The organism is Streptomyces sp. CNX435, from assembly GCF_059570575.1.
On record NZ_JCANTA010000002.1, the window covers coordinates 134856 to 150537 of the forward strand.

Sequence of the window (15682 nt, forward strand, 5' to 3'; positions counted from 1 at the left end):
AGCCGCTCCGCCATGTCCCGTCCCCCCGCCCACCCCGCCTCGAGCGCCGACGCCTTCGCGTACCCCGTCGGCCTGCGCCTCGCGGGCCGGCGCGTCGTCGTCCTCGGCGGCGGCCAGGTCGCCCAGCGCCGGCTGCCCGCCCTGCTCGCCGCCGGCGCCCGGGTCACCCTCGTGTCGCCGTCCGCCACCCCGTCCGTGGAGGCGATGGCGGACGCCGGGGAGCTGACGTGGGAGCGGCGGCGGTACGCGGACGGGGACCTGGCGGACGCCTGGTACGCCGTCGTGGCCACCCGCGACCCCGAGGCCAACGCCGCCGCCTCCGCGGAGGCCGAGCGCCGCCGCGTCTGGTGCGTACGCAGCGACGATGCCTCCGCCGCCACCGCCTGGACCCCGGCCACCGGCCGCAGCGAAGGCGTCACCGTCGCCGTGCTCACCGGCAGCGACCCGCGCCGCTCCGCCGCCGTCCGCGACGCGGTCGTGGAGGGCCTGCGCGACGGCACCCTCAGCGCGCCCCACCACCGCACCCGCGTCCCCGGCGTCGCCCTCGTCGGCGGCGGCCCCGGCGACCCGGACCTCATCACCGTCCGGGGCCGCCGGCTGCTCGCCGAGGCCGACGTCGTCATCGCCGACCGCCTCGGCCCCCGCGACCTCCTCGACGAACTGCCGCCGCACGTCGAGGTGATCGACGCCGCGAAGATCCCGTACGGCCGGGCCATGGCCCAGCAGGCCATCAACGACGCGCTCGTCGAGCACGCCCGGGCGGGCAAGGCGGTCGTCCGGCTCAAGGGCGGCGACCCGTTCGTCTTCGGCCGCGGCATGGAGGAGGCGGAGGCGCTGGCGCAGGCGGGCGTGGCGTGCACGGTAGTGCCGGGCGTCACCAGCGCGATCAGCGTGCCGGCGGTGGCCGGCATCCCGGTCACGCACCGCGGGGTGGCGCACGAGTTCACCGTCGTCAGCGGCCACGTCGCGCCGGACGACGAGCGCTCGCTCGTCGACTGGCCGGCGCTCGCCCGGCTGCGCGGCACGCTGGTGCTGCTGATGGCGGTGGAGCGGATCGGGGCCATCGCGGAGACGCTCGTACGCGAGGGGCGCGACCCCGGGACGCCGGTGGCGATCGTGCAGGAGGGCACGACGGCGGCGCAGCGGCGGGTGGACGCCACGCTCGCCACGGCCGCGGCGGCGGTGGAGCGCGCCGGGGTGCGGCCGCCGGCGGTGATCGTCGTCGGCGAGGTGGCGGCCCGGTCGCTCGGCTGACGGCCGCGGCACCGGACGCCCGCGGCACCGGACGCCCGCGGTACCGGGCGGACCCGCCGCGTACCCCGGCGGCGGAATTCCGCCCGCGGCACGGCAGGATCACCCTGTGGCAGAACTCATCACGATCGACGACCCCGGCGACCCGCGCCTGACCGACTACGCGAACCTCACCGACGTCGAACTGCGCCGCCGGCGCGAACCGGCGGAGGGGCTGTTCATCGCCGAGGGCGAGAAGGTCATCCGGCGCGCGCTGCAGACCGGCTACGAGACGCGCTCCATGATGCTCTCCGCCAAGTGGGTCGACGTGATGCGGGACGTCATCGACGCCCTGCCGGCGCCGGTGTACGTGGTCGGCTCCGAGCTGGCCGAGCAGGTCACCGGCTACCACGTGCACCGCGGCGCGCTCGCCTCGATGCGCCGCAAGCCGCTGCCCGACGCCGCCGGGCTGCTGGCCGCGGCCCGCCGCGTCGCCGTGCTGGAGACCGTCAACGACCACACCAACGTCGGCGCCGTCTTCCGCAGCGCCGCGGCCCTCGGCATGGACGCCGTGCTGCTCTCGCCGGACTGCGCCGACCCGCTGTACCGGCGCTCGGTGAAGGTCTCCATGGGCGCCGTCTTCAACATCCCGTACGCGCGGCTGGCCGACTGGCCGCACGACCTGGAGACGGTCCGCGAGGCGGGCTTCACGCTCGTCGCCCTCACCCCGGACCCGGCGGCGGTGCCGATCACCGAGGCGGCGCCGCGGCGGCTGCCGAAGGTCGCGCTGCTGCTGGGTACGGAGGGCGCCGGGCTGTCGGCGCGGGCGCTGCGGGCGGCGGACCGGTGCGTGCGGATCCCGATGTCGAACGGCGTGGACTCGCTGAACGTGGGCGCCGCCGCGGCCGTCGCGTTCTACGCGGTGGCGACCGCACCGGCCGAGGACTGAAGCGGGGATGGCGGCGGGCCCGTAAGACGTGGCCGAAAACCGTCGGAGGGCCGCGGCGGGCGCGGTGGATCACCCGGGCGGCGTGAGCCCGAAGTGATCCACCGGTGGGTACTAGATCGGGCCCTGGCAGCCCTGAGCCGCCGCGATGCCGAGCGCGACCAGCAGTGTCACCGTCACGAACACGATCAGCCGCTGCCGCATCAGCCGCGCCCGGTCCGGCGCCGGCCGGCGCGGCGGCGCGGATTTGCGCGGCGCTGAGGCCGACGCCGGCGCCGGCGCCGCGCCCTCGCGCGGCCCGCTCCGGGCCCCGTGCGTACGCTGCTCGGCCGCCCGCCCGCGCTCCGCCGCCGGCCGGCCGCCCCGCTCGGGAGCCGGAGCCGGCCCCCGCGCCGCACCGCCGCCGCCCGCGCGCTGCCCCGGCCGCTGCGCCGCTCCAGGCCGCTGTGCCGCCCCCGACCGCCCGGCGCCCTGCGGCCCGGCGCCCTGCGGCCCGGGGCGCTGCGTCGTGCCCGGCCCGGGCCGGCCCGCGCCGGTCGCCCGCGGGGTCGGCGGCCGGTGCGCGGCCGTCGGCCCCGGGGTCGTACGCTCCGGGGCGGCCCGGCGCGGCGGGGCGGACTCCGCCCCCGTACCGTGCGCCTCGCGGGCCGCGATCTCCTTGAGCCGCAGCGACAGCTGCAGCGTCGACGGCCGGTCGTCCGGCGTCTTCGCCAGGCAGGTGCGCAGCAGCGGCGCCAGCGCGTCCGGCACCCCGTCGAGCAGCGGCTCCTCGTGCACCACCCGGTAGAGCATCACCTCGGAACTGCCCTGCCCGAACGGCGAGTCGCCCGTCGTCGCGTACGCGAGGGTGGCGCCCAGCGAGAACACGTCGCTCGCCGGCGTCACCGGCTGCCCCCGCACCTGCTCGGGCGCCAGGAACCCGGGCGAGCCGACCGCCGTGCCGACGTGCGTCAGCGTGGAGGCGCCGGTCGCCCAGGCGATGCCGAAGTCGATGATCCGCGGGCCCTTGGGCGAGAGCAGGATGTTGGACGGCTTCAGGTCGCGGTGCACCACGCCCGCCTCGTGCACGGCGACCAGGCCCTCGGAGAGCGCCGCGCCGATCGCCGCCACCCGTACGGCCATGAGCGGCCCCTCGTCGCCGACCTTGTCGTGCAGGGAGGGGCCGGGCACGTACTGCGTGGCGAACCACGGCCGGTCCGCGTCCAGGTCGGCGGCCACCAGCCGGGCCGTACAGCCGCCGCGGATCCGCCGCGCCGCCGAGACCTCGCGGGCGAACCGCGAGCGAAACTCCTGGTCCTCCGCCAGATCCGGCCGGATCACCTTGAGCGCGACCCGTTGTCCGCGCCGGTCGGAGCCCAGATAGACCACGCCCATGCCGCCCGCGCCGAGCCGCCGGTGGATCCGGAACGAGCCGACGACGCGCGGATCCTCACGACGGAGCCGCATCATCGCCATGCCGTAACCATCCCCGCTGCCCGGTCTGTCTGCCGTGCACAGCTTACGGACTTGACCGCCGCTCGCGCTGGCAGGGCGCCGTGCGGCGGGCCGAATTGTCAGTCCCAGGTGGGATCCTGGAGATATGGCCGGGCCCAAGTGCGGCCCCGAGGAAGGGGGATGCGGGACAGGTGAAGGGCGATCGAGTGGAGATAGTCGTGGACGCGGGGGACACGACCCGGACGTACCAGGTGGTGGCCTCGCGCGCCGGCCGGAGGGTCGAGACGTCGGTGCGCCGGGGCGTGGTCGAGGTGAGCGAGGTGACGCGCAGCGGCTCGGTGGTGCGCACGGCCCGGTTCATGGCCACCAGGGTCCTCGCCCTGGTGGAGCATCCCGTGCCGCGCACGGACGGCGAGGTCCCCCTCAGGGAAGACCCTGGCTCGTAGTACGCGGTCTCCACCCATGGGAGTAGCGACTTCGGGCCGCAGTCATCCTCCGGGAGGCCAGGCAATCGATACGCGGGCATGACGACCCGTGCCGATCACTTCCCTAATGTTGTCGTCAAGCGGCGGGCGCAGCACTCGTCCCCCGAGGTCGGACGCCCGCCGCCCCAACACAGGAGTGGGAGCCATGGAGAGAGCAGCGGAGCACGCCGCACGGCCGAAGGCCGTCGCCGGGGCGCTCGCCGCGTTCGGCGCACAGCCGTCGGAGCGCCGGCACCCGCTGGTCGCCCTCGCCATGGTCCTGCCACTGGCGATCGTCCTCACCGTCGTCTTCGGCGGCTGGGAGGCGGTCATCACACATGCGTCGTCCGTGGCCGGAATGATGGGGCGTTAGCCCCGTCAGGCCCGGGAGAGCGGCCCGGGCCGGGGACAGCCGGCTCAGCCCCGTGGGGACGGGGGTGCGGCGGACGGACGTGTACGCCCGGGCGTCTGGGGAGACGCCCGGGCTACGCGTTTTCCGGGCGGGCTGCGGACCGTGGCGCCGCCCGTATGCGGCGACGGACCCGGAGGGCGCGGTCGTGGGGTCCATCCGTCCGCGTACTCCCCGCCGCGCGTACCGCTCCCGTCACGTTCGTGCAGGCCGCCGCGGTACGGGGCCTAGGATGAGCCGGTGCGCGCACGCCTGGTCGACCGGCTGGCGGAGCTGAGCCGGGGGGCCGGCGAGCCCGCGGTGCTCGTCGACCGCCCGGACGTGACCGTCGTACGCAGTGGGGGGACCGTACTCAAGGCCCACGCCCCGCGGCTGGACCCCGCCGCCCTCGCCGCCCGGCTGCGGGTGGCCGCCCACCCGCTCCTCGCCGGCATCCTGCTCGCCCCGCTCGGCGAGCTGACCGGTCCCGTCGACGGCCGGCACGTCAGCCGCTGGCCGTACGGGGCCACGGTGGCGCCGGACGCTCCCGAAGCGGCGCCGTGGCGGGAGGCGGGGCGGCTGGTGGCCCGGCTGCACGCGATACCGGCGGGCGGGCTGCCGGGGCCGCTACCGCCGATGGCCGGTCCGGCGAACGCGGCCCGCGCCGTGGCGGCGCTGCGCACGATGCCGGCCGCGCCGCCCCCCGCGCACCCAGCGCCGCCCGCCACCGCCGCGCGCGCCGTGCCCGCCCCCGCCGCGCCCGCGCCGGCCCGCACCCCGGCCGCCGCGCTCGTCCTCCGCGCCTGGGAGCGCCTGCCCGCCTGGGCCCGCGACGTGGAGCCCCGCGCACAGCCCCGCTCCCTCCTCTGCCACGGCGACCTCCACCTCGGCCAGCTCGTGCGCCACCCCGCCCCCGACGGGCCCTGGCATCTCATCGACGTCGACGACCTCGGCCTCGGCGAGCCCGCCTGGGACCTCGCCCGCCCCGCCGCCGGCTACGCCACCGGCCTCATCCCCGCGGCGGACTGGGCCGCCTTCCTCGCCGGCTACCGCGCCGCCGGCGGCCCCGCCGTCGCCCCCGGCGACGACCTCTGGCCGCCCGAGGTCGACGTGCCGGCCCGCACCCTCACCGTCCAGCTCGCCGCCCGCGCCCTCGTGGACGCCGCGACCGGCGTACGGCCCCTGGACGACACCGACCACGACCTGCTCGCCGCCTGCGCCCGCATGGCCGCGACGGGGGACGGGACGGGGGACGGGACGGGGGACGGGACGCGGCCGGGCGGCGCGTCGTAGGCTGTGCAGCCACGGCCGCCGACCGTCATCCCCGGCGGCCGGGAGAGCTGAGGAGTTGAGGGCGACCATGCAGTGTCCCAAGTGCCGTGCGCCGATGCAGACGTACAACCGCAACGGCGTCCAGATCGAGCAGTGCAGCGGGTGCCGGGGGATCTTTCTCGACTACGGCGAGCTGGAGACCCTGTCGCGACTCGAATCCCAGTGGGCCCAGCAGGCTCCTCCGCCGCCCCCGCCGCCGGCTGCCCAGGGCTACCCGCAGCAGCAGGCCCCGGGCTGGGGCGGCGGCCACCACGGCGGCCACGGCCACTACGGCCACCGCAAGGGCGGCTTCTCCCGCATGCTGTTCTCGTCCTGACCCGGGGACGGCAACGGCCTGACGCGGTAATGCACCGCGGTAAATGCACAAGGGCCGGAGCGAATCGCTCCGGCCCTTGTGCATTACCTGCTTTATCCGCTGTGCGCGGTACTGGGATTGAACCAGTGACCTCTTCCGTGTCAGGGAAGCGCTCTCCCGCTGAGCTAACCGCGCGCGGTCGTTGCGGCTAGATACTTCCACGCACCGACCGGCATCGCAAGTCCATGATCATCGTGTGGCCGGCACGGCCCGTGCCACCCGCGGCGGACGGGTGGCACGGGCGCATCGTCACCGGCGAGGGCCGGTGCCACGGTGCGGTCGCGCTAGGCGGTGTGCAGCGTCAGCCCGTAGCGGCCGAGGATCTCGTTGACCGGCTGGTACCAGGTCTCACCGCCGCCGCTGCAGTTGCCCCATCCGCCGGACGTGACGCCCTGCGCCTGGTCGCCGCTGATGAACGAGCCGCCCGAGTCGCCGGGTTCGGCGCAGACGCTCGTCTTCGTCAGCTGGTGGACGACGGCGCCGCCGCTGTAGTTGACCGTCTCGTTCTTGGCCAGCAGCGTGCCGCAGTGCCAGTGCGTGGTGGAGCCGGAGCGGCAGATGGAGGCGCCCACCGGGGCCTCGGCGGAGCCGCGGACGAGCTGGTCGGACACGGTGCCCCAGCCCAGGACCACGGGTACGGTCCACCAGCCGCTGCCCACGCTGACCCAGGCGTAGTCGTTGTCGGGGAACGACGAGCCCTGGAACGTGCCGATGTGCGAGCCGTCCCAGCCGCGCACCGCCGCGCCCGCGCCGCCGCAGTGGCCCGCGGTGACGAAGCCGCCGTGCACCGAGAAGCCGATGGAGCAGCGGACGTTGCCGGTGTAGTACGGGTCGCCGCCCACGGTCCCGGCGGCGAACGTCGCCGGCGCCTCGGCGACCGTCCCGACCTCGACCGGCCCCGCGGCGCGGGCCCGTTCGAGGAACGTGCGGACGGCGGCGTCGTCGCGGCGGTCGGCGACGACGTCGACCCGGACGGTGTTGGCGCGCGGGTCGACGTGCCAACTGCTCACCCCGGCGGGGGCGGACAGCTCGTCCAGCTGCTTCTTCGTCGCGTCGAGCCGGGCGGCGCTGTGCTCGACGACGCGTACGTCCGCACCCGCCGCCCGTACCGCGTCCGCGTGCCGCTCGGCGGTGACGGCGACGGTGAGCCGGCCGCTCTCCGCGTCGAACCAGGAGCCGCCGTAGGCGGATCCGGCCGCGCGCTCGGCCTTCTTCTCGACCTTGCCGGCCCGGCGTTCGTCGGCCAGCCGCTCCCGGGCCTGGCCGGCCGTCAGGCCCAGGTCCCGCTGCAGCGCGGTCAGCAGTCCGGGCGACGGCTCCTGTGCGGAGTCCGCGCCGGCGCCGGGGGCGAGCGCGGCGGCCCCGCCCCAGGTGCTCGTCAGCAGAAGTACGGACAGGCCGAGCCCTAATCCGAAGGTGTGTCTCGACGTGCGTCTCGACGTGCGTCGCATGGCGGACCCTTTCTGTTGTTCCCTCGTTGAGTGGGGGTGGAACACAGGAAGTGAGAGCGCTCTCAATCGGTGCGCTGTCACCACAGCACGGGCCCGCGCATTTGTCCAGACCTTTCGCAGGCGCGAGAAGCGGCCGTCCGGTCCCCGGGGGACGGACGGCCGCGTCGGACAGGACGGCCTAGAACTCCTCGACCGTGTGCGGCAGTAGCGGCGTGCGCAGCGCGGCGTCGAGCGCGTCGGCCGCGCCGGCGGTGTGCTCGGCGGCCAGGCCCGCGCGGACGGCGGCGGCGAGGGGGGTGCCGCCGAGGTACGCGGCGGACACGTCGCGTACGTCCACGGTGAGGTCCGGCGCCGCGTCGACGCCCTGGTACGCGGCCGGGGCGCCGGGTGCGGCGGTGAGCCGGTACGTGCCCGCGTTGGCCGGCACCGCGGAGTCGGTCACCGCCAGCACGACGTCCGCCGCGGCGGCCCAGGAGCGGCGCCGCAGGGCCGTGCCGACGTCGGTGAGCCGCACCCACAGCGCCGGGAACGTGCTCGTGACCCGTACCTGGTCGCGGTCGGCGGCGAAGAGCAGCAGCGGGTCGTCGAGCGGGCGGCCCCAGGCCCGTACCGTGCCGGTCAGGTCGAGGGAGGCGAGGTAGCGCCAGAGCGCCGCGGCCACGGCCGGGGTGTCCGACTCCAGCTCGTCGAGGCGGACGAGGCCGTGGGTGCCGGGGCGGTCGCCCTTCTCCTTCGTGCGGTAGACGGCGTAGCCGGCGAGGGGGTCGCCGAGGGCGGCGACGCGCGGCGGCGAGAACTCCTCGTCGTCCGGGTCCCGCTCGGCCATCCACTCCTTGGCCCACCACTCCTCGCTGCGCGCCGGCCGGCCGGCGCGTGCGGCGCGCGTGCGGTCGTAGTACGGGCCGAGCAGCGCGGGTGCGTGCGCCGGGTCCACCAGCCGCAGCGGACGCTCGTCCGGGGCGACGCGCAACCGCAGCGCCGCCCGGGAGTCGATCTCGACGGTGGCGCCGTACGTGCCGGGGCCGAAGCCGAACCGCCCGTAGATGGCCGTCTCCGACGCCCACAGCGCCGCTATCGGCCACCCCTCGGCGGCGCACCGCGCGAACAGCTCGGCGATCATCCCGGAGAGCACCCCGCGGCGCCGGTGGGTGGGCGCGACGGAGACGAACGTCAGGCTGGGGCAGGGGAGTTCGGCGCCGGGCACGGCCAGCGTGAACGGCAGTGTGGCGACCATGCCGACCAGGGTGTCCGCGTCGTACGCGCCGATGCGCAGGCAGCCCGCCAGAAGCTCGTGATGGCGTTTGCGCAGCTCGTCCTCGGGCTTCTCGTGGAAGACGAGATAGGCCAGCTCCTGAGCCCGATCGATGTCACTTTCGGGTATTTCACGGAACACAATGGCAGCACGGTCGTTCATATTTCGACAGTATCTGTCATGCCTGAACCGTGCACATCGCTTTGCCCGCTCCTGGGGTGCGTGCGGCGAAGCCGTGCAGTAACGACGAAGGCGACCCCGGTCCGCGCTTTCCGCGGACAGGGGTCGCCGTCGGCTCGTGGACGATACTGGGATCGAACCAGTGGCCTCTTCCGTGTCAGGGAAGCGCTCTCCCGCTGAGCTAATCGTCCGAGGTGGAGACGGGATTTGAACCCGTGTAGACGGCTTTGCAGGCCGTTGCCTCGCCTCTCGGCCACTCCACCAGCGGGGGCCCGTGAGACCCCCATCGAGCGGACGACGAGATTCGAACTCGCGACCCTCACCTTGGCAAGGTGATGCTCTACCAACTGAGCTACGTCCGCCGGTCGTGATCGGAAGGCGCCGGCAGGCCCTTCCGGTAGTCATGAACCTTAGCGGATTCCGGGGCCAGCTCAAATTCGGTTTCCGGCAGGTGCCCGGCTCGTCGCCGGCCCGTGCGTGGGCCGGCGGCCAGGCCCGCGTCCGGGGCCCCGCCGGCCCGGAGGCCGGTGTCCGCCGGCCGCCTTAGACTCGCGGCGTGCCCCGTCTCGCCCCGCTCGCCCGCTTCGGCGGTCTCGTCGCCTCCGACCTGCGCGACGTGACCGGCGACCCGGCCGCGCTCGACTCCTCGGGCTGGTGGGCCGTGGTCGTCGGGTACGAGGGGCGGGCGCTGTGCGCGCGCTTCGGCGACGTGCGCCCCGACCCGCACCCGCCCGCCCCGCGCGCGAACCGGTGGCGCGGCCCGCGCGCCACCGACTGGACGTCGTCGCTCGACCGCGCCGGCTACGTCGCGAGGGTGCACCGCATACGGGAGCACATCGCCGCCGGCGACGTCTACCAGGTCAACCTGTGCCGCATCCTCACCGCCCCGCTCCCCGGCCCGGGCCCCGGCCCGGGCCGGGGAGCGGACCTGGCCACCGCCGACATCGACGCCCTCGCCGCCGTCCTCGCCCGCGGCAACCCCGCCCCGTACGCCGGTGTCGTCCGGCTGCCCGCGCACGGCGTCGAGGTCGCCACCGCCTCCCCCGAGCTGTACCTGCGCCGCACCGGCCGCACCGTCGAGTCCGGCCCCATCAAGGGCACCGGCCGCACCGCCGCCGACCTCACTGCCAAGGACCGCGCCGAGAACGTCATGATCGTCGACCTCGTGCGCAACGATCTCGGCCGCGTCTGCACCACCGGCTCCGTCACCGTGCCCGCCCTCTGCACCGTCGAGGAGCACCCCGGCCTCGTCCACCTCGTCTCCACCGTCCGCGGCGAGCCGGCCCCCGGCGCCGGCTGGGCGGAGCTGATCGGTGCCACCTTCCCGGCCGGCTCCATCACCGGCGCGCCGAAGAGCAGCGCGCTGCGCATCATCGACGAGCTGGAGACGGCCCCCCGCGGCCCGTACTGCGGCGGCGTCGGCTGGGTCGACGCCGACCGCGGCACCGGCGAACTGGCCGTCGGCATCCGCACGTTCTGGATCGACCGCGCCGCGGCCGGCGGCCCCGTGCTGCGCTTCGGCACCGGCGCGGGCATCACCTGGGGCTCGGACGCGGAGCGGGAGTGGCGGGAGACGGAGTTGAAGGCATCCCGGCTGCTCGGGGTAGCGTCGGAAGCGGAAGTCACGAGTGGAGGGACCGTACGCTCATGAAGGTCTGGCTCGACGGCGGACTGCGCGAGGTCGCCGACGCGCGGGTGTCCGTGTTCGATCACGGCATCACCGTGGGCGACGGCGTCTTCGAGACGCTCAAGGCCACCGGGGGCACCGCCTTCGCCCTCACCCGGCACCTGGAGCGGCTGGCCCGCTCCGCCCGCGGCCTCGGCCTGCCCGAGCCCGACCTGGACGAGGTCCGGCGGGCCTGCGCGGCGGTGCTGGCGGCCGAGCCCGTGCCGCACGGCCGGCTGCGCGTCACGTACACCGGCGGCGCCGCACCGCTGTCCTCGCACCGCAGCGGCCCGGACGACAGCCGTCCCACCCTGGTCGTCGCCCTCGCCGCCGGCGAGCCGCGGCCGGACGAGACGGCCGTCGTCACCGTCCCCTGGACGCGCAACGAACGCGGGGCCGTCACGGGCCTGAAGACCACGTCGTACGCGGAGAACGTCGTCGCGCTGGCCCGCGCGCACGAGGGCGGCGCCAGCGAGGCGCTCTTCGCCAACACCCGCGACCGGCTCTGCGAGGGCACCGGCTCCAACGTCTTCGTCGTCCTCGGCGGCGAGCTGCACACCCCGCCGCTCGACTCCGGCTGCCTGGCCGGGATCACGCGGCGGCTGGTGCTGGAGTGGACCGGTGCCCGGGAGACGGACCTGCCGTTCTCCGTGCTCGCGGCGGGCGGCGAGGTGGAGGAGGTGTTCCTGACCTCCTCGCTGCGCGATGTGCAGGCGGTGCGCCGCCTCGACGGCCGCGAGCTGCCCGGCGCCCTCGGCCCGGTCACGGCGAAGGCGATGCAGGTGTTCGCCGAGCGGTCCGCGGCGGACGTGGACCCGTAAAAACGCCGTCCCGGGGGAACGTACGAACAACGGGGGACCCGTGGGAACGCCGACCCGTGCGCCCGAGGGGCCTGGGGAGGGCGGGACGCCGAGCGGGGCGACGACGAAGGGGAAGCGATGACGACGCACCTGCGCCCGGCCGGAGCCGAGCGGCGCGAAGCGGACGGCGGCCGTACGCGCGCGTTCGCCGTGTGCGTCAACGGCCGCCCGGTCGGCGACGTCGAGCTGGCCACCGACGCCCGCCTCGGCCCCGCCACGGGCCGCGTCCGCACGCTGCGGATCCACAAGCCCGAGCGGCACCGCGGGCGCGGCACGGTGGCGGCGCTGGCGGCCGAGGAGGTGCTGCGGGGCTGGGGCTGCCGGGAGATCGTGCTCAGCCTGGACGCCCGTGCGGCCGTCGGCCTGCGGCTGGCCAGGGCGCTGGGGTACACGGAGACCGGCCGGACGATGGACAAGAAGCCGGGCGAGCAGCCGGAGCTGCCGCCGGGGGCCGTGGCGCGACCGCTGACGGCGGCCGAGTACCCGGACTGGCGGACCGCGGAGGCGGAGTCGCTGGTGGGGCGGTGGCTGGAGCGGGGGATGGCGCCGGACGAGGCGCGGAGCCGGGCGCGCGCCGACCACGACGAGCTGCTGCCCTCGGGCCATGCCACCCCTGACGTGGCGCTGCGCGTCCTGGAGTACGGCGGGGCGGCGGTGGGCACCGTCTGGGTCGCGCTGCGGCCGCTGATCGCCACCGGTGCGTACGTCTACTCCGTGACGGTCGCGCCGGAGCACCGGGGGAGGGGCCACGGCCGGACCCTGATGCGCGTCGCGGAGCGCGAGTGCCGGGCGGCCGGGCTGCGCACCCTGGGGCTGCACGTCTACGCCGGGAACGAGGTGGCGCTGCGGCTGTACGAGTCGCTGGGCTACCGCCCGACCGCGTACCACCTGCACAAGCCGCTGATCTGAGCCCGGCCGAACCCGCGGCCCCGGGGCACGGCCCGCGGCTGCGCGGCCCCCACCACCCGCGGTCCGCCGGCCTCAACCCGCCGGCCGCCGGGCTCAGCCCGCCGCGGCCAGCAGCCGGTCCGCGATCTCCTCGATCCGCTCCCGCAGCCCCTCCTGGCTCTTGCCGCCGTCCAGCCGCTCGTCCCCGATGACGTACGTCGGCGTCCCCGTCACCCCGATCGCCTTGCCCTCGGCCACGTCGGCGTCCACCACCAGGAAGTGCCGCCCGTCCACGAGCGCGGTCTCCAACTCCTCCGCGTCCAGGCCCAGCTCCCGGGCCGCCTCGACCAGGAGCGGCTCGCCCCGCTTGCCGAACTCCTCCGCCCGCGCCAGCACCGCCTCCGCGTACTCCCAGCCCTTCCCCTGCACAATGGCCTCCTCGGCGGCCTGGGCGCCCGCCATGGCGTGCTGGTGCCGATCCAGCGGGAAGTGGCGCAGCCGGATGTCGAGCCGGTCCCCGTAGCGCTCGCGCAGCGCGCGCAGGTCGGCGAGCGCCGACCGGCAGTCCGGGCACTGCAGCTCGCACCAGACGTCGAGGACGGGCGCGCCATTCGCATCGTTCTCCATGTGCGCCAGTCTTCCAGGCCCCAGGGGTGACCGCCGTCTCGGTCCTGCGGACGAGTCGGACCCGGAGATGTCCCCCATGCCGTGCCGCACCATGGCAATCGCGACGCGTTCGGGTGCACGATGGAGGCATGTTCACCAACACGGTCTGCGCCGCGCTCTCCGCGGCGGGGCTCGCGATCGCGCTGCTGACCGCATACCGGCGACGGTTCCGGCGGGCGACGAAGATCGCCGCCCTGTCGCTGGTGCCCGTCGGCCTGGCCATGGCGGGGCTGGTCGAGCTCGGCGGCGAGGTCGGCCAGGCCACCGGGGACTGGGCGGCCGACCTGGTCATGGATCCGTCTGTCTGGGCCGGCTTCGGGGTGCTCGCCGTCGCCGTGGTGCTGTGGGTCGGCCAGCGCCTCGCCGGCGAGCGGAGCAAGCGCAAGGCGGCGGGCGGTGCACCGGCCGTCCCGGCGGCGGCGCCCACGGTGTCCCGCCCGGCGCTCGGCGGCGGCAAGGCGGGCAAGGCGGGCGGCTCGGCGCCGGCGACCGGCGGCCGGAAGCGGTCCGGGTCCGGGGACGAGGACTTCTCCGACATCGAGGCGATCCTGAAGAAGCACGGAATCTGACGCTACGGACCTGCCGAATTACCCTGCGCAGCCGCGGAGTCGATCACGTCCGGGGGCGAGCGGTCAGGCCCGGTCGATCTTTGTGAACAGGCCGCCTTTTCCTGGCGTGTTGCCCACCTGGCCATGCCTGCCTGCGCGATCATCTGCGCGAGATGAACGACCACACACCCGCACCGCGGCCACCCGCCCCTGCCGAGACCCGCGGCTGCCTCTTCGCCCTGTCCCAGCCGCCGCTGATGCTCTTTCTCACCGTCATCGGCGTGCTGATCTTCGGCACCTCGGTCTACGACCTCATCGGCTGGTGAGCGCCGCCCCGCCGGCGGCACCGGCCGCCGCTGTCCCCGCCCCCGCCCCCGTTCCCGCCCCCGCCCCCGTTCCCGTCCGCGTCTCCGTTCCCGTCCGCGTCTCCGTTCCCGTCGCGGCCCCGTCCCCCGCCCCCTCCCCGTTGGTCCCGTTCTCGGCCGCCGCCTCGCGCCGCCGCGCCCGGTACGCCGCCACGTGCAGCCGGTTGCCGCAGGTGCGGCTGGAGCAGTAGCGGCGGGAGCGGTTGCGCGAGTAGTCGACGAAGGCCCGGCCGCAGCCCGGCGCCTCGCAGCGGCGCAGCCGCTCCCGCTCGCCGGCGACGACGAGGAACGCCAGCGCCATCCCGCCGTCCGCGGCCAGGTGCTCGGCAACGGAGGCGCCGGGGGCGAAGTAGTGCACGTGCCACTCGTAGCCGTCGTGGTCCGTCAGCTGCGGCGTGGTGCCGGCGGCGGCCACGATCGCGTTGAGCCGCTCCGCCGCCGCCCGGTCGTCCGGGGCGGCGAAGACGGCCGAGAGATCGCTCCGTACGGCCCGGACGGCGGCCACGTCGGAGACGCAGAGGGCCTCGATGCCGCTGATGTCGTGCTCGTCGACGAAGCCCTGCAGCGCACCCACGTCCACGAGGGCGTCCGTTTCCGCGCCCCCGTCCCCGGTGTCGGTGTTCAGCAGCGCCACGACGATGTCGAGCGCGCACCGGGTGTCGTGATTGATCAGCACCGTTCCGCTCCCCTGGTCGGGCCGCGCATGCCCTGGTCGGTCTGACGCCGACTCTAGCCAAAACGTGACACCGCCGTCGCCACGGCGGGCGACGGCGGTGCCTGGTGCGGTGGTGGTCCGGCCGTCTCCCCGAGGCTGACGGCTACGGACGGTGAGGTGACCTCGTATCGCCTCAGCTCTCCGCGAGGATGTGCGAGAGCTCGGTGTCGAGGTCGAAGTGGCGTGGCTCCGTCCCGGGCGGCACGGCGGCGTCCGTGCGCTTCAGGAAGGACTCCAGCGCCCGCGCGGGGGCTTCGAGCAGGGCCTCGCCCTCCGGCGAGCTGAGGGCGATGCAGACGACGCCCTGGCCATGGCTCCTGGACGGCCAGACCCGGACGTCTCCGGTACCGGTCGGGCGGTGAAGCCCTTCGGCGAGCAGGTCGCGGGCGAACACCCATTCGACCGTCTCTTCGGCGCCGGTGTGGAAGGTGGCGTGCACGGCGTAAGGATCCGCGGTGTCGTACCGCAGACCTGCGGGGACAGGCAGGGAAGACTCGCTCGACACAACGAGGCGCAGGTGCAGCTCGCAGCTGACCGTGTGGTTCATAAGCGCCAGGGCCTTTCGCTCAGTGTGCGCTCGGGGATTCGCACGTCGGCGAAGTCGACATGCCACCTACCGGGGCGTTGTAAACCCCTCTGACTGTTTTGTGATGTTTTTCGTAGTTCGTACGGCCTAGTAGGCATTCGCAGAGCAGGGCTGTTCCGGTGAACTCTCCGGTCCGGATAGTTTGGGCTTCATCGATGCGGAGAGTAACGAGAATCGGGCGCAGTGTGACGGAGGCGCGCGGGGACTGTCGGCCGGCGGGCACACACGAGTGCTCACGTCAGGTAACGTGGTCTCACGCGAGGGCGATTAGCTCAGGGGGAGAGCGCTTCGTTCACACCGAAGAGGTCACTGGTTCGATCCCAGTATCGCCCACGAGCCGACGGCGACCCCTGTCC

General features: G+C 75.1%; 16 protein-coding genes, 5 tRNA genes and 1 pseudogene. 12 read left to right on the forward strand and 10 right to left on the reverse strand.

Annotated features, from left to right (window positions below; all coding sequences use genetic code 11):
- Positions 1–12: 12 nt before the first annotated feature.
- Both cobA and T328_RS03915 read left to right on the forward strand, forming a co-directional pair.
- The gene (gene cobA / locus T328_RS03910) at positions 13–1254 is read left to right on the forward strand and encodes a uroporphyrinogen-III C-methyltransferase (RefSeq protein ID WP_496494422.1); all 1242 of its coding nucleotides are present in this window, start codon (positions 13–15) and stop codon (positions 1252–1254) included.
- Between the two features lie 106 nt (positions 1255–1360).
- Entirely contained in the window at positions 1361–2179 is an 819-nt protein-coding gene (locus tag T328_RS03915) for a TrmH family RNA methyltransferase (protein WP_496494423.1), read from the forward strand.
- 111 nt (positions 2180–2290) lie between these two features.
- On the opposite strand, the gene T328_RS03920 is transcribed toward T328_RS03915, so the two are convergent.
- The gene (locus T328_RS03920; RefSeq protein WP_496494424.1) at positions 2291–3631 is read right to left on the reverse strand and encodes a serine/threonine-protein kinase; all 1341 of its coding nucleotides are present in this window, start codon (positions 3629–3631) and stop codon (positions 2291–2293) included.
- 170 nt (positions 3632–3801) lie between these two features.
- Here T328_RS03920 and T328_RS03925 point away from each other — a divergent pair, with 170 nt between their 5' ends.
- From T328_RS03925 to T328_RS03940, 4 genes are all read left to right on the forward strand, one after another.
- Positions 3802–4056, forward strand: a complete 255-nt coding sequence (locus tag T328_RS03925) for a DUF8836 family protein (RefSeq protein ID WP_496494425.1) — start codon at positions 3802–3804, stop codon at positions 4054–4056.
- A gap of 184 nt (positions 4057–4240) precedes the next feature.
- A complete protein-coding gene (locus T328_RS03930; protein ID WP_496494426.1) occupies positions 4241–4447 on the forward strand; it encodes a hypothetical protein in 207 nt (68 codons plus the stop codon).
- 276 nt (positions 4448–4723) lie between these two features.
- Entirely contained in the window at positions 4724–5755 is a 1032-nt protein-coding gene (locus T328_RS03935) for a hypothetical protein (protein ID WP_496494427.1), read from the forward strand.
- Positions 5756–5822: 67 nt separating this feature from the next.
- Positions 5823–6110: a TFIIB-type zinc ribbon-containing protein gene (locus tag T328_RS03940; RefSeq protein ID WP_496494428.1), complete on the forward strand. Its 288-nt coding sequence runs from the start codon at positions 5823–5825 to the stop codon at positions 6108–6110.
- A gap of 102 nt (positions 6111–6212) precedes the next feature.
- Here T328_RS03940 and T328_RS03945 read toward each other — a convergent pair.
- From T328_RS03945 to T328_RS03970, 6 genes are all read right to left on the reverse strand, one after another.
- A tRNA-Val gene (locus T328_RS03945) sits at positions 6213–6284 on the reverse strand.
- A 149-nt stretch (positions 6285–6433) separates the two neighbouring features.
- Entirely contained in the window at positions 6434–7600 is a 1167-nt protein-coding gene (locus tag T328_RS03950; protein ID WP_496494429.1) for a S1 family peptidase, read from the reverse strand.
- A 178-nt stretch (positions 7601–7778) separates the two neighbouring features.
- On the reverse strand, positions 7779–9014 hold the full coding sequence (locus T328_RS03955; protein ID WP_496494430.1) for a GNAT family N-acetyltransferase: 1236 nt from the start codon (positions 9012–9014) through the stop codon (positions 7779–7781).
- A gap of 137 nt (positions 9015–9151) precedes the next feature.
- Positions 9152–9223, reverse strand: a tRNA-Val gene (locus T328_RS03960).
- 1 nt (position 9224) lies between these two features.
- Positions 9225–9295: transfer RNA gene (locus T328_RS03965), tRNA-Cys, on the reverse strand.
- A gap of 26 nt (positions 9296–9321) precedes the next feature.
- Positions 9322–9394: transfer RNA gene (locus T328_RS03970), tRNA-Gly, on the reverse strand.
- A 194-nt stretch (positions 9395–9588) separates the two neighbouring features.
- On the opposite strand from T328_RS03970, the gene T328_RS03975 reads away from it, so the two are divergent.
- The 3 genes from T328_RS03975 (at position 9589) to T328_RS03985 (ending at position 12467) form a co-directional block, all read left to right on the forward strand.
- Positions 9589–10683, forward strand: coding sequence for a chorismate-binding protein (locus tag T328_RS03975; RefSeq protein ID WP_496494431.1), 1095 nt, complete (start codon positions 9589–9591; stop codon positions 10681–10683).
- Entirely contained in the window at positions 10680–11519 is an 840-nt protein-coding gene (locus T328_RS03980; protein WP_496494432.1) for an aminotransferase class IV, read from the forward strand. Before T328_RS03975 ends, T328_RS03980 begins: the two co-directional genes overlap by 4 nt.
- Positions 11520–11636: 117 nt before the next feature.
- On the forward strand, positions 11637–12467 hold the full coding sequence (locus T328_RS03985; RefSeq protein ID WP_496494433.1) for a GNAT family N-acetyltransferase: 831 nt from the start codon (positions 11637–11639) through the stop codon (positions 12465–12467).
- 93 nt (positions 12468–12560) lie between these two features.
- Here the strand turns inward: T328_RS03985 and T328_RS03990 are convergent, their stop codons facing one another.
- Positions 12561–13073, reverse strand: coding sequence for a DsbA family protein (locus tag T328_RS03990; RefSeq protein ID WP_496494434.1), 513 nt, complete (start codon positions 13071–13073; stop codon positions 12561–12563).
- Between the two features lie 128 nt (positions 13074–13201).
- Between T328_RS03990 and T328_RS03995 the strand changes: the two genes are divergently transcribed.
- Together T328_RS03995 and T328_RS04000 are read left to right on the forward strand one after the other, a co-directional pair.
- Complete coding sequence (locus tag T328_RS03995; RefSeq protein WP_496494435.1) at positions 13202–13681, forward strand: hypothetical protein; 480 nt, start codon at positions 13202–13204, stop codon at positions 13679–13681.
- 152 nt (positions 13682–13833) lie between these two features.
- On the forward strand, positions 13834–13986 hold the full coding sequence (locus T328_RS04000; RefSeq protein WP_496494436.1) for a hypothetical protein: 153 nt from the start codon (positions 13834–13836) through the stop codon (positions 13984–13986).
- A gap of 157 nt (positions 13987–14143) precedes the next feature.
- On the opposite strand, the pseudogene T328_RS04005 reads toward T328_RS04000, so the two are convergent.
- Positions 14144–14701, reverse strand: a pseudogene (locus tag T328_RS04005) (CGNR zinc finger domain-containing protein); the annotation flags it as partial.
- A 172-nt stretch (positions 14702–14873) separates the two neighbouring features.
- Complete coding sequence (locus T328_RS04010; protein ID WP_018836768.1) at positions 14874–15287, reverse strand: SsgA family sporulation/cell division regulator; 414 nt, start codon at positions 15285–15287, stop codon at positions 14874–14876.
- Positions 15288–15587: 300 nt separating this feature from the next.
- Between T328_RS04010 and T328_RS04015 the strand changes: the two genes are divergently transcribed.
- Positions 15588–15659 (forward strand) — tRNA-Val (locus T328_RS04015).
- The last annotated feature ends 23 nt before the right edge of the window (positions 15660–15682 follow it).

Bases quoted from the DNA above. Each gene is read 5' to 3' on its own strand.
- cobA (WP_496494422.1), top strand. From the start codon at position 13: ATGTCCCGTCCCCCCGCCCACCCCGCCTCGAGCGCCGACGCCTTCGCG.
- T328_RS03920 (WP_496494424.1), bottom strand. From the start codon at position 3,631: ATGGCGATGATGCGGCTCCGTCGTGAGGATCCGCGCGTCGTCGGCTCG.
- T328_RS03930 (WP_496494426.1), top strand. From the start codon at position 4,241: ATGGAGAGAGCAGCGGAGCACGCCGCACGGCCGAAGGCCGTCGCCGGG.
- T328_RS03940 (WP_496494428.1), top strand. From the start codon at position 5,823: ATGCAGTGTCCCAAGTGCCGTGCGCCGATGCAGACGTACAACCGCAAC.
- T328_RS03950 (WP_496494429.1), bottom strand. From the start codon at position 7,600: ATGCGACGCACGTCGAGACGCACGTCGAGACACACCTTCGGATTAGGG.
- T328_RS03955 (WP_496494430.1), bottom strand. From the start codon at position 9,014: ATGAACGACCGTGCTGCCATTGTGTTCCGTGAAATACCCGAAAGTGAC.
- T328_RS03980 (WP_496494432.1), top strand. From the start codon at position 10,680: ATGAAGGTCTGGCTCGACGGCGGACTGCGCGAGGTCGCCGACGCGCGG.
- T328_RS03985 (WP_496494433.1), top strand. From the start codon at position 11,637: ATGACGACGCACCTGCGCCCGGCCGGAGCCGAGCGGCGCGAAGCGGAC.
- T328_RS03990 (WP_496494434.1), bottom strand. From the start codon at position 13,073: ATGGAGAACGATGCGAATGGCGCGCCCGTCCTCGACGTCTGGTGCGAG.
- T328_RS03995 (WP_496494435.1), top strand. From the start codon at position 13,202: ATGTTCACCAACACGGTCTGCGCCGCGCTCTCCGCGGCGGGGCTCGCG.
- T328_RS04000 (WP_496494436.1), top strand. From the start codon at position 13,834: ATGAACGACCACACACCCGCACCGCGGCCACCCGCCCCTGCCGAGACC.
- T328_RS04010 (WP_018836768.1), bottom strand. From the start codon at position 15,287: ATGAACCACACGGTCAGCTGCGAGCTGCACCTGCGCCTCGTTGTGTCG.